Genomic DNA, 13899 nt, shown 5'->3' on the forward strand with positions numbered 1-13899 from the left:
AGGATTCTGTTGGATAACCAATGGAAATGAATATATATAAATATCTATTTATTGTTTAACCATTCATCAGTTTGGGCAACAATATAAATCGAATACGAAGCAATTATAAAAGGAGAGATTTTTTTGAAGCATTTAGTTATATACGCACACCCAAATCCACAAAGCTTTAATCATGCCATACTCGAAACAGTGGTAAGTAGACTAGAAGATCAAGGAAATGAAGTCGTTGTTCGTGATTTATATGCTTTAAATTTTGAACCAGTGTTAAGTGGGAATGATTTTGCCGCTTTCCAATCTGGTAAAACACCAAATGATATTCAGACTGAGCAGGAACATGTAAAGTGGGCAGATGTTATTACATTGATTTACCCAATTTGGTGGACTGGACTTCCAGCTATTTTAAAAGGGTATATAGATCGGGTTTTTGCTTACGGTTTCGCTTATGCTGTGAATGAACAAGGTGGGTACGAAAAACTGCTAGCAGGGAAAAAAGCAGTAATATTAAATACGATTGGTCATCCAGAGGATTATTATGAACAAATCGGTATGATTGGAGCCATGAAACAAACAACGGATAATGGTATTTTTGATTTTGTTGGTATTGAAACACTTGAGCATAAGTTTTTTGGTTCTGTTCCATCAGTTGATGATAATACTAGAAAGCAAATGCTTGTAGATGTAGAGCACATTATTGCGAGATTATTCGGGTAAAATACGATTTAAAAAAATGGTCTTACTTTAGATATAAAATTAATCTATCGTAAGACTTTTTTGTTTGACATTTTCCAATCAGAAGACCACGAACATCGTGAGGTCAGATATGTTGTGGATAGTTCAATTCTTAAGTCAGGATAGTGCTATTATGGAAATTTAAGCACTAAACTTTTCAATGCTATGAATCATATGTGACGAAATATGAAGGTCGTGCAAGCTAAGCTTATTTGCTGCTAATTTAGGTCGAATTTTTATACTTTACTGGATAATATGTCCCTTAATATGGAAAGGATAACGATAGTAAGGGATGTGAGGTGAGTAAATTGTGGAAGTTTGGGAGGATTCTTTAAAAGTAATTATACGTATTATTACGATTCTTCCTTTAATGCTTGCTCTAGGACTTTTTATGGGGAAGCGATCAATAGGTGAGTTGCCAGTGTTTGATTTTCTTGTAGTTATCGTTTTTGGAGCTGTTGTTGGGGCAGATATTGCAGATCCAAAGATTGATCATATCCATACTGTGGTAGCGATGATCACAATCGCGATTCTTCAAAAAGCCATTGTGCTTTTTAAATTGAAAAATAGAAAGATTGGTAAGCTGTTGACCTTTGAGCCGACTATCGTTATATACAATGGCGAATTTCTCATGAAAAATATGAAAAAGATCCAATACTCAATCGATAACATATTACAAATGCTACGTGGAAAAGATGTATTTCATGTTGAAGATGTTGAAATTGCTATTGTTGAAGCAGATGGCAATTTATCTGTTAAAAAGGTCCCGATGAAGGAGCTAATTACGAACGAGGATTTCGGTATACATAAAGATGGGCATAATTATGAAATACCCGTTATTTTAGACGGTGAAATTCAATTAGATTTATTAAAATGGCTAAATAAAGATGAAGCATGGTTAAGAACAAAATTATTAGCTGAGAATATTACAGATCTAAATACTGTATTTTACTGTTCATTATCTCAAAATGATAAGCTCCAATTTTCTCTTAAAGTAGATGAACAAACAAATATCCCTCCAATTGACCATTAATAAAAGTTAACCTTTACTTCTTATTATAGAAAAACGAAGGATTACATGTTATAAAAATGATATGAATACTTAATGTGGTCAAATATGAGAGGAGTTACATAGCATTGTCTAATCAAAAGCAACTAGTTCTTGATATTGGAGGGGTTCTTGCTACAAATTTATCACCGTTTTTTTGGGAAGAACTATCTACAACATCAAAGATTCATTATGACAAACTAATAGAGTATAAAAATAGTGTGCGCACTGAGCTTTGGGCTGGGAAAATAACAGAGGATCAATTTTGGTCAGGTCTGTCCAAGAAACACCCTTCAATTGAAAAAGGAGTAGCCAAGCCTATGCTGTTATCTCATTTAAAATTACTCCCTGCTATACACCATGTTGCTAAATGGAGTCAGTTTGCTGACATTCATATACTAAGCAACCATCGTATGGAGTGGATTGAGCCAATTTTAAAGGAGATAGAAAATGATGTTAAGAGCGTTACAGTATCTAGTGAAGTCGGTTATTGTAAGCCTCATAAAGACATATATACAACCATTCAAGCTAAGCTAGACAGTGAAAAAGAAACATTGTTTGTAGACGATCAAGAGCAAAACTTTGTAGAGGCTCGTACACTTGGATGGAAAACTTTACTTGCAGACGAACAAGGAAGTTGGATAAATCAAATAATGCCACTATTATTGTCAGCAAAATTTAGTTTAGGGATGTAATGATATAGTAATTTTTAATGAATTATTACCAATTATCTAGCCTACATATTAGCTCCATCATCTTATCTTGCAATTACTTTAATTTGATGGAGCAGTTTTTTGAAAATCTCTTAGTATATTTCCTCAATTTTAGCTCACTTAACAGTCATTCAAAAGTTGTAGTGACATATCATTCTTCCTCCCCATGATACATTGTAGAACCCTTTTGTACAATGAAATTAAGCTAAATGAATGAGCAGTTAATCCTGAACATAGTATTATTGAGCCAGTCAGAGTCACTTAGTATGCAAAAATGAAATTAGGAGCTGTTATGAATGAATCAACAACAACTACCAAACTGGGCATATAGATATTTGGAACGATTAAATTTGACACCACCTAGCACAGCTTCATATGAATTTTTAGAGCTGTTTTCAAAAAGGCATCTTTCTATTTTACCTTTTGAAAATGTTAGTAAATTAATTTATTCTACTAGGAACAACTCAAATGGTTACTACATTCCTTCTGTTGAAGAATATGTTGATAATCTATTTAAATATGATTTTGGTGGTACGTGTTTTGTACTCAATCCGTACGCTTTACAGCTGTTAACACTATTAGGATATGACTGTTATCATGTAAGGTTAGGAGAGAGTCATATAGCGATATTAGTACAATTACCTGACTTTCCTGACGAAAGACTATATTTAGATTTTGGATCAGCAGCACCTATTATGAAGCCAGTCCGATTTGAAAACATGCAAAATTCTTCATCGTTTGGTGCAGATGACATTCAACTCATACCAGATGATGAACAACAAGGTTTTTACCGATTTACACGTTTTCGTCATGGGAAATTTGTCAATAATCACTGGTCATTTAATCCTAACATTCGTAGTAAAGTAGGAGATTTTGATGAAGCGATTCACAAATCATATTCCAAAGATGCTGTTTTTATGACTCGGCTTCGAGTAAATCTGTTTCAATTTGACAAAGGACGTACACTTTCATTAATCAACAATAAATTAACAATTACAACGCTGGATGATAAAGAAATAGTACGTAAGCTAAAGGATATTGAGGAAGTTGAGAGCATAATTTCTGAAGAGTTTATGTTACCAAAATTGCCAGTTAGGAAGGCTATCAATTTATTAAGAGATTTAGGTACAGATATATTTCACGTAGAAAACAGTTAATAGCTACTAAAAGATTTTTCAAGTAGCTAGATTTTTATTTTATTTACTGTTCGTTGAGATGCCAAGATTGATATTTAAATAATCAGTTTGGACAGTAAACCGTGTAAATTGGCAAGTAAATGCGGGATTTTGGACAGTAAACCGTGTAAATTGGTAAGTAAATGTGGGAGTTTGGACAGTAAACCGTGTGGTTTGGCAAATAAATGTAGGAGTTTGGACAGAAACCGTGTAAATCAGTCAGTAAAAACCTAAGAGTTAGATATATTAATAGTAAGTTGCTTTTGGATATATTTAGATATGAATGATTATATAAACAAGGATGAAAACAGATTTATATAAAAAATTTTAACCTGTTCAATATCCAAGAGTTGACAAACTCTATTACAATCCTTAGGAAATCAACATTAATTGATCTTTAAATATAATTTATTTAAAATAGTTCGCTTAACATAAAGCGTACTATTTTTTTTGTAAGGTAATGGAAAAATTGTGATAATATTATAATGAGGATTTTTAGTGATAGTTTTAAGTATAGGCGCTTTTCGTAAACTCTGTTGCTACAGTTCCTAGCTATCGTTTTATGAGCAAAGATGCTATCAAATCTAGTTGTATATGTGCTTATACCTTAGTACGAAAAACAACACTCAATGCGTAAACAGCCTAAGTAAAAGTTTGATTATGTGAAGAAGTGAAAAAATGACTAATTTAAGTCGCTGGGTAATTGCAGGTGTTTTACTTTTATTTGGAGTTTTATTGTTTACTGAAGGATTAAATTTATTGTCACTTGGGACAGATGTTGATGGAGACGGAGTTGGAGTATTTTTTTTAGGATTTGAAATAAATGATAGAGTAGCAGAAGATCGTATCCTCTCATTCGCAATTGGATTTTTTATATCGAGTTTAGTTGCTATCATCGTTGCTGTTGCATTTATTCTAACCAATTTGAAATATAGAAATAAAGCAAGTTAGAAATTAAAAGTATATAATCAAGATGGTGAATACTGAGAAAATACAAGCTTTTTAACTGCTTCTTTTATGGTATCTTATTTGAATTCAGCATTTCAACTCAACTCCTCTATTACTCTACTGTAAATTGGCTACTTTGATAGTTTACCTTTTGAACTTTCTGTATTACCAAATTAGAAGTCTAGAATTGCTACTTTTAATTTTATTATTGTATGATGGATCTATATTCCAATTTTTAAAGGTGTGATTGAATGAGTAAAAAATATCAAGAGATTATTTCTACAAGAGAAGAATTCGAATCTTTTCAACAGTTTATTGGCAAGCCAAGCCCAAGAGCTGCTAATAAAGTTATTTCATTTATCGACAGCCATTGTAGAGACTTTATTGATAAATCCCCATTTTTATCAATGGCAACTTCTAATTCAGAAGGACAATGTGACGTTTCACCAAGAGGAGATTCCCCAGGTTTTGTATCTGTTCTGGATGATCATCACTTGTTTATTCCTGAACGACCAGGAAATCGAAGAATGGACTCTGCTAATAATATAATCACAAATCCAAATATAGGACTCTTATTTTTTATACCTGGATTAGGGGAGACGTTAAGAATAAACGGAAAAGCGTATATTTGTCGTGATCCTGAACTATTAGAAAATAGTAAAGTAAATGGTCGTGCTCCGTTATTTGGAATTTTAGTAGAAGTGCAGGAATGCTATGCGCATTGTGCCAAAGCCTTTATTCGATCAAGTTTATGGAATCCCGAATCATGGTATGCTAAAGAGACACTTCCATCGGTTCCACAAATGTTGGTAGCTCACTCGAAGATACCAAATGCAACTTCTGAACAAGTAGCAAAAGAATTACAAGAAGGCTATAAAAATAGGCTCTATTGAATATTTCTTGCTAAATAAACAATAAAGCATATTTCTCAGATAAAAAGGTTGGGAGATAAGTAAGGTGATTAAATATTTTGATTAGTAACAGTTTGAAATGTCATTTAGAAGAAAAATACGGTGCATTTACACCTGTTCCTTTAACTGGTGGCTATACGAATGAAGTCTTGTTATTAAAAGGTTCTAACCCTCCCATAGTTATTAAAATAGGTAAGATATTCAATAAAGATATTTTTAATGAAGTGAAGTGTTTGGAATTAACTAGAGAAACAGATTTAACTCCAAGGCTATATGAATTAATGGAAACAGATGAAACGACATTTACAGTAATGGAATATCGACAAGGTGACAATGCTCAATCAATTTTCGATCAAAGTAATGTAACGATTTCTGAGAATATTTATATTGAATTAGGTAAAACACTCGCTAAACATATACATTCCTTTAAATACGATTTTAATTCTTATGGAATAAAAGAAAGTCATGCCAATGATATTAATCTAAATCTAGCATTTGTACCTGAGGGTCTTATTAACAAATCTAAGGAACTATTAAAGAACAAGAATGACTCAAAGGATGAGTGGGTATTGACTCATGGAGATTATGGAATACATAACGTATTATACAATTCAGACAGAGTACATACTGTATTAGATTGGGAGTGGTCAGAATGGGGAAATCCATTATCTGACTTAGCATGGGTATGTTGGTTCACTAAGTTACATTATCCTGAGCATGCAAATGTATTAAACAATCATTTTATTAATGAATATTTAAAATTTAATCCTATTCATTTACCCTCTAACACATTAAAAAGCTATTGTGTTAATAAAGTATGGAAAGTCCTTAATAGGATACATCATGCACCATTAGTAGTCCAACAAGAGTGGTGTAAACGTCTAGCATGGACCTTGGATACAGATATTTTTGATTTTATGGACGGCATAAAATAATGCACATTAATCTATATTATGAAAATGAGTTGATCTCATACTTTATAGTAAATGAAAAAAGAGAATTGAAGTTCAGTTGAATAGTATGATATACAATTGAATTAATAACAGTAGGAAATGAATTGAAATATACTTATTCATTTTGCGGTTCTAAAGACTTAAGATGAAGATCCCCCGTAACATTTGAGGTTTCCAGGGTTTACTGTGAAAAAGGTAATTATTTTCAATATCTTATGCCTGATCTCGAAGGGGGATCAAAAAAATAATAATTAATTAAATAAGTTATTTTTGAATTTTAGTGAAAATTTGAAATGTAACACTAAATTGATCCGTTACAACTCCGTAACAAGGACTAAAAGTGATTTTTTGCAATCGCATGTGAACAGTGCCACTTTCTTTTAATTAATCAAATATTTGCTTGGACTCTTCCACATCTGTTGTTGTAATACATATTCTAAAATGATTTCCCCTTTGATAAGGCTGACTTGGATCTGTATCTAAAAGCATTAGGATTTAGTCTCCGATTTTTAAGGTAGCGTATCCAACCAAGCCTTTATCTTCATGTGACATAGCAAAATGGGTGTTTTCAAGCATTTCTCCTAAAAATTGGAGAGAAAGGATTTCAGCATTCAGTGCTTGTTGATTAAATTGTATGACTTCATTCCCATTTCCCTTCACCCTCAAAATAAGGGCATACGTGTATTGACATACACCTCTCAATTCCTTATGTAACTTTATTACTCTATTTATACTAATAGATAAGTCATGTTATAACATTTATTTCCATTTAGGATCACTGTTAAGTTGCTTTCGTATTTATTGAGTACACAGTGTAATGAAAGGGACTGCCTCGTTATATCCTAGTTACTTTAATATAGATTAACGATAAAGTAATTGTTTGACGAAAATATGAATGGTCAAGACGATATGTATTTAGCATGTGAAAATGTTAGAATTGGATAATACAACTTATTGCATATAGGAGTGAGTTCTTTGGAAAAAACTGTTCTTGTCATCGATGACGATAAAGATATCGTAAGGCTTATTGTAGAAACATTAAAATATGAGCGGTTCAATACAGTTTTTGCTTACTCTGGAATAGAAGCAATGAAAATGATTGATAAAGAAAAAATTGACTTTGTTATTTTAGACATAATGATGCCGGAAATGGATGGTATTGAAGTATGTAAAAAAATACGCGATCAACATAACATGCCCATCTTATTACTTAGTGCAAAAGATCGTGATATTGATAAGATTGTTGGTCTTGAAGTAGGAGCAGATGATTATTTAACAAAACCTTTCAATGTACATGAGCTAACAGCGCGGGTAAAGGCACACTTTCGGAAAATTGGAAGATTAAAACAAGAGTTATCAGAAAGTAATCCTACACACTCAATAGCTAAGACTCCACTTATGTTAAATGAAAATTCGTATGAAGGATTTCTAGAAGGAAAGAAACTACAATTATCTTCAAAGGAATTTCAAATTTTATTATTCTTCACTCAACATCCAAACCAAGTGTTTAGTCGGGAACAGATTTATCAGCGTGTTTGGGGAGATGATTTTGGTGATTTAAACAATGTGACTGTACATATTAAAAATATTCGAAAAAAGCTTGGGAAAAATCATGACTATATAAAGACGATATGGGGCGTTGGCTATAAATATACTTTAGATGGTGTGAAGCTATGAAACTAAAATATCACATTCCATTATTGTTTTTAATATTTGGTATTGTATTCTTTTTTATCGTTTTATTGTACATAGAGCTCGATGTTAGAGATTCAATTACAAGTGATTTATCTACAAATAATGAACGCTTTATAGAAAAACATGAAGACATTGCCGAAGAAGTAGGAAAATTATATCCTGATCAACAAAAAATGACGACATATTTAAAGAATTTAGGAGAGAGAGAGCAATTAACGATAAAACTGACAAACCCAGCATTTGAGCAAATATTATTTGAGTATGACGCCATAGAAAAAGAAATTTCTACAGGTGATAGGTGGTTACCTGTTAAAACACCAGATACGAATGAGGTCGTATTATTTTTGTCGTTAGAACGTAAGCTAGACGAAATAAATGAAGCAATTTTCCAAGTAGCCATCGATATTTTTATATTTGTTGTTCTTACACATCTTACCCTTTTCATATTATTAACACTGTATTTTCACGAGACAATTACAAACCCAATAACCAATTTAATAAACCGTTTTAAAATGGTTAGTTTACATAAACAGCTTCCAGCGGTACATCCTACTCGAAAAGATGAAATAGGAGAGCTCTATCATCGCTTTTATGAATTAGAAGCAAGACTTCATCGTGCATATCGAGAGCAAATTGATATGGTGTCGTCGATAGCACATGATTTAAAAACTCCATTAACATCAATTAATGGGTTTCTCCAGCTAGCTGTATCGCCATTACATCAAACAGCAAGCCAAAAAGAGGAATACATTAAATTAGCTCAAAAAAAAGCGTTGTATATGACAGAGTTAGTACAAGAATTCTCAATCTTTTCTACTAATGAAATTGCTCTACAGGAAATGGACCGCTTTGACGTTCTAATTGGTAAGTTTTTTGAGTCAATAGGAGAAGAGTACGAAGCTGAGTTAGCTGGTTTAGATTATTCCTTTCATTGGGATCATGATTTTCACACCGACACATATTTTCTAGGAAATGAAAAGTTTCTTCGCAGATTGTTTGCAAATATTGTAAGTAATTCAATTAAACATGCTTATAATAATGATCTAAAAATTACTATGAAAGGCACAATAGAAGAGTCATTAATTGTAATTAATATAGAAGATAATGGGGTAGGTGTTGCTGAAGGTGACATACCATACTTGTTTCAAAAATTCTACACAGTTGAAAAATCGAGACTACGTGAAAAGGGAGGCACAGGGTTAGGACTAGCGATTGCTAAGTCAATCGTAGAAAATCATGACGGTTTCATTTCAGCCTATCGCTCAAAAGGACTAGGTGGGTTAGGTATTAAAATACAAATACCTATCTCTCGTTTTCAACAATAAACGTTTTGTAATTAAAACGTTTATTTTTTTTTATTTTTATTTCATTTTATTTTTATTTTTCAATGCTAAATTAAGGACGAATGGATAATAAAGGAGGATTTCGATGAAGACAATTATAAAATTTCGTTGGGCAATGATTATTTTTTGGTTAATTGTATCTGCTTTATTAATAACAACAATGCCTAATTTAGATGATTTAGTTAGGGAAAAGGGGCAGCCCAAAATACCAGATGAATATTCATCAGTTGTGTCTAATCAATTACTAGATGACTTGAAGGGTACAACTACAAGTAAAGAAAATATAGACGTCGTCGCCGTCTTTCATGAAGATGAACCTCTTACACCTGCTCAGCTAAATAACATTGAGCAGGAAATAGCCAATTTACAGAACAAACAAGAGGAACTAGCGATCACTCATATCGCTACACATTTTAAAAACGAAGAATTATTAAATCAATTTGTTTCTGAAGATGGTACAACAGTAATGGCAGTTATCAGTGTAGACAAAGCTGGGAAAAAAGTGAGTGAAGTACGTGAAGAACTAAAAAAGGAATTAAATGGTAGTGAGGTGAAGACTTATTTAACAGGTAACGAATTTATTAATGAAGATCAAATTCAGAATACAGGAGAAGGTGTTAAAAAAACCGAACTTTTTACAGTTATTTTTATTATCCTTGTATTAATTGTCGTATTTCGTTCTCCAATCACACCGATCATTTCATTATTAATCGTTGCTCTCACTTATATTTGCTCATTAAGTATTGTAGCGCATTTAGTTGATGCATTTGATTTCCCATTTTCAACAACTACACAGACATTTTTAATCTTAGTTTTATTCGGTATTGGTACGGACTATAATATTTTACTATTAAGCAGGTTTAAGGAAGAGCTAAGTAATAATCAAGAAATAACTGAAGCGATAGTCACCACATACAGAACAGCTGGTAAAACAGTTGCATATAGTGGTTTAGCTGTGTTTATTGGTTTTAGTATATTAGGTTTTGCTCAGTTTTCTGTTTTTCAATCCTCTGTCGCTGTAGCTGTGTCAGTTGCCACGTTATTAGTTGTGTTATACACAATGATGCCCTTTTTTATGAGTGTAATTGGTAAATTTATGTTCTGGCCAGTGCAAAAGCAGAAAGGGCATGGTGAAAGCAGACTGTGGTCTATATTAGGAAAGTTTTCAATGGCTCGTCCAATTATTTCAATTATTATTGTAGTTATGATTACAATCCCATTTTTACTATTGTCTAAAGGAGAGTTATCGTATAACAGTATAGATGAAGTAAGTGATACGTATGAATCAGTACAAGGCTTTAACATTCTTGCTGAAAAATTTTCACCTGGTAAAGCATTACCTACTACGGTTGTTATTGCTGCTGATGAAAGCTTAGATTCTAATGAAAAGTTAGCTCTCATCGATGATTTAACTGCATCCCTTATGAATATAGAGGGAGTGGAAACTGTATACGGACCAACAAGACCACAAGGAGAGAAAATAGCAGAGTTATATATTGAAGATCAAGTAGGTGAAGTGAACGAAGGTTTATCAACAGCTAACGATGGACTAATAGAAATTGCAGATGGATTATCAGGTACGAATGAGAATTTCTCATCACCAAAAGATTTTGCTGATTTAGATAGGCTCATAGATGGCACTGAAGAAGTTGCAAATAATATGAAGCAGCTAACAAATGCATTACAGCAAGTTAATAATGGCTCAGAAATTGGTGTACAAGGATCAAGAGAACTAGCTAATGCTGTAGCAACTTTAGAAAATAACTTAACAAAGCTAGATACATCATTGGCAGGGTTACTTGCAAACTATGAACAGCTTCAAAGTGGGTATGGTTCATTTGCATATGAATACGGTAATTTGGAAAAGCAATTAGCATTCATTCAGTCAACAACAATTGAAATGCAAAGCTTAGTTACTCAAATAGAAAGTGCATACCCAGAAGTGGCATCTGACCCAAATATGTTGGCATTGAATACAGCCATTGATACATTAGCAGTACAGTCTACAGCTTTAACAGATGGTTTGATAGAGCTAAACAATCGATTTTCTTCGACTAATGATGTGTTTGTTCAAGCAAATGAAGGGCTTGAGCAAATCATAGCAGGACATAATCAATTAGTGACTGCTTCGAAAGAATTGACTCAAGCAGCTTCAGAGCTTGCTGATGGCTTAGAGATAGGCAGTCTAGGACAATCAGAAATTCTATTTAATATGGAAGGGATAGAAAATGGAATTTTAATGATCAATGATGGCCAGCAACAACTGAAGAATGAACTAGAGGAATTATCTTCTGGAATGAATGAATTAGAAAAAGGTCTCTCTAAAAGCTCAGAAGGGTTAAACGAAATTTCAGTAGGACTTCACGATGCAACCAACTATTTAGATAAGGTAACACAATCTGAGGGAACTTCTTCGTTCTTTGTTCCTGAAGAATTACTTGAAGGAGACTATCAGGATGTCCTAAATACGTATATGTCTGATGAAAGAAGTACGTTCAAATTGACAGTTGAGTTATCTGTAGATCCGTATTCAACAGAAGCAATTTCAGTCATTAATCAACTAAACTCTGTCATTGAAAGTGAACTTGTATCTTCCAATATAATGGGTACAACGTATGCAATAGGTGGGATTTCTTCAATAAATAACGATTTAAATATGATGGCAAACGATGACTTTTCTCGCACAATTATTTTAATGTTAGTAGGAATTTTTGTCGTACTCGTCTTAATTATGAGGGCCTTTTGGATACCAATATTTATTATTGCATCTCTTATATTAAGTTATTATACAGCTCTATCAATGACTGATTTACTTTTTGTTCATGTTTTTGGATACAGTGGATTGTCTTGGACCATTCCATTCTTTTCATTCATTATGATCATTGCACTTGGAGTCGATTATAGTATTTTCCTAATGATGAGATTTAAAGAAAATATTGAACTTTCAACAATTGAAGCATTAGTAATTGCTAAAAAACAAATGGGTAAAGTCGTTATTTCAGCTGCTACAATTTTATGTGGAACGTTTGCAGCAATGTATCCAGCAGGTGTGCTGTCGTTAACTCAAATGGCTACTGTAGTAATCATTGGTTTAACACTCCTGACTGTCATTATGCTACCTGTTTTTATACCAGCACTTATTTCTTTGCAAACGAAAATGAATAGAAATCATTTCACCAAAACTAATAGGTCTAAAAGTTTAACAGATTAATAACTATTTACATGACATTTTTGTGAAAATACAATTAGGTTAAATAAGTAACTAGAATCATACATTTAACGAAGATGCAAGAGGACATTCATCCTTTTAAAGAATACTGCAATTCATTAAAAGGATAGAATGTCCTTATACTTAACGACATATAGGTTAGTTATAAAAAAGTTAGATAGCTATTAATCTTCATTCACTTTGTTGTAAATGTGCTATAGCTTTGTCTAAGGCATCTTCAGGAGCACATTTGATATTTGGAATGACACCTTCGCCCTCCCAGTTAGAACCGGTTATTTCAACAATAGGTTCCCCAGTTGAAATAGATAGTCTTATTCCATCAGTTAATGGATAATACGTATTTCTATTTGCAGCTCCTGCTGAAGGTTCACCTACAATAATTGCTTTCTCATGAGCTAGGAGTACATAAGTAAAGTACTCAGCTGCTGATCCAGTTTTACAGTTAATTAATATGTAAAGTGGATGATTTAGTTTGCGTTTGCCAACAACAAAAGGATGGGTGAAAGTTTGGAAATCTTTTATATTCATATCATGAGTAGTAGATAGTAGTATAGGTTCATCATCAAAAAAGTAGCTAAGTATGTATTCTCCTAGCTCTCCATATCCCCCACGATTGTGACGTAAATCAATAATTGTTGCATCCGTATTTTCTAACATTTTCATCGCTGCAATGGCTGTATCTATACCTCTATCAGGATTCATAAACTGTGTTATTTTCATGTAACCGATATTATTTGGCATAACCTTTACTTCGGTAAACCCAAAGTTGTTTGTTCTTTCTGATTCCAGTTCTTTTTTTAGCCAATCCTCCTCTAGAAAGTTACCATCTTCTTGATCAGTGAATAAATCAATGTATAAATGCTTGTCTCCACTAAGCTGCATCAACATCTCTGTTACAAATGTAGCAAATTCGCTTAGGGATTTAATATTTTTAAAATCGTCAGAATTCTTTTCCCGTAAGCCACTTAGTAATTTTTCTTTTTTAGATGCAACAACGTAATGCTGCTCTAACAGTTCTATCACTTTTGAAAAGTGATTAAATAAAATTTCTTTGTCCATCGAATAACCTCCATCTTTTATGATTGTTTTCGCATGTGTGCCAAGTTGAACAAGGCTTTACTTTTGATTTTAACATCAACATATCATAAAAAACTA

General features: G+C 32.7%; 12 protein-coding genes. 10 read left to right on the plus strand and 2 right to left on the minus strand.

All coding sequences use genetic code 11. The features are described 5' to 3' along the window. Positions 1–123: 123 nt before the first annotated feature. The 7 genes from JM172_RS16120 (at position 124) to JM172_RS16150 (ending at position 6459) form a co-directional block, all read left to right on the plus strand. Positions 124–711, plus strand: coding sequence for an NAD(P)H-dependent oxidoreductase (locus JM172_RS16120; RefSeq protein WP_214483404.1), 588 nt, complete (start codon positions 124–126; stop codon positions 709–711). 328 nt (positions 712–1039) lie between these two features. After that, positions 1040–1762 (plus strand): DUF421 domain-containing protein, encoded by a 723-nt coding sequence (locus tag JM172_RS16125; RefSeq protein WP_214483405.1) that lies wholly within the window; start codon positions 1040–1042, stop codon positions 1760–1762. Between the two features lie 104 nt (positions 1763–1866). Then, positions 1867–2472 (plus strand): HAD-IA family hydrolase, encoded by a 606-nt coding sequence (locus JM172_RS16130; RefSeq protein WP_214483406.1) that lies wholly within the window; start codon positions 1867–1869, stop codon positions 2470–2472. A gap of 314 nt (positions 2473–2786) precedes the next feature. Continuing rightward, positions 2787–3647, plus strand: coding sequence for an arylamine N-acetyltransferase (locus tag JM172_RS16135; RefSeq protein ID WP_214483407.1), 861 nt, complete (start codon positions 2787–2789; stop codon positions 3645–3647). 696 nt (positions 3648–4343) lie between these two features. Next, a complete protein-coding gene (locus JM172_RS16140) occupies positions 4344–4616 on the plus strand; it encodes a hypothetical protein (RefSeq protein WP_214483408.1) in 273 nt (90 codons plus the stop codon). Between the two features lie 248 nt (positions 4617–4864). Further along, complete coding sequence (locus JM172_RS16145; RefSeq protein WP_214483409.1) at positions 4865–5506, plus strand: pyridoxamine 5'-phosphate oxidase family protein; 642 nt, start codon at positions 4865–4867, stop codon at positions 5504–5506. Positions 5507–5583: 77 nt separating this feature from the next. Beyond that, a complete protein-coding gene (locus JM172_RS16150) occupies positions 5584–6459 on the plus strand; it encodes a phosphotransferase family protein (RefSeq protein ID WP_214483410.1) in 876 nt (291 codons plus the stop codon). A 513-nt stretch (positions 6460–6972) separates the two neighbouring features. Here JM172_RS16150 and JM172_RS24855 read toward each other — a convergent pair. Further along, positions 6973–7137 carry a hypothetical protein gene (locus JM172_RS24855; protein ID WP_250886712.1) on the minus strand — a complete coding sequence of 55 codons (165 nt, stop codon included), beginning with the start codon at positions 7135–7137 and terminating at the stop codon, positions 6973–6975. 315 nt (positions 7138–7452) lie between these two features. Between JM172_RS24855 and JM172_RS16160 the strand changes: the two genes are divergently transcribed. The 3 genes from JM172_RS16160 to JM172_RS16170 all read left to right on the plus strand — a co-directional run bounded on the left by JM172_RS16160 (position 7453) and on the right by JM172_RS16170 (position 12726). Beyond that, on the plus strand, positions 7453–8154 hold the full coding sequence (locus JM172_RS16160; RefSeq protein ID WP_214483411.1) for a response regulator transcription factor: 702 nt from the start codon (positions 7453–7455) through the stop codon (positions 8152–8154). Continuing rightward, positions 8151–9497 carry a sensor histidine kinase gene (locus tag JM172_RS16165; protein WP_214483412.1) on the plus strand — a complete coding sequence of 449 codons (1347 nt, stop codon included), beginning with the start codon at positions 8151–8153 and terminating at the stop codon, positions 9495–9497. The genes JM172_RS16160 and JM172_RS16165 overlap by 4 nt, the downstream gene beginning before the upstream one ends. Before the next feature lie 103 nt (positions 9498–9600). Next, entirely contained in the window at positions 9601–12726 is a 3126-nt protein-coding gene (locus JM172_RS16170) for an MMPL family transporter (RefSeq protein ID WP_214483413.1), read from the plus strand. 189 nt (positions 12727–12915) lie between these two features. Here JM172_RS16170 and JM172_RS16175 read toward each other — a convergent pair whose 3' ends face one another. Continuing rightward, positions 12916–13803, minus strand: coding sequence for a S41 family peptidase (locus JM172_RS16175; protein ID WP_214483414.1), 888 nt, complete (start codon positions 13801–13803; stop codon positions 12916–12918). Between the last annotated feature and the right edge of the window lie 96 nt (positions 13804–13899).

The organism is Bacillus sp. SM2101 (assembly GCF_018588585.1).
Classification (GTDB): domain Bacteria; phylum Bacillota; class Bacilli; order Bacillales; family SM2101; genus Nanhaiella; species Nanhaiella sioensis.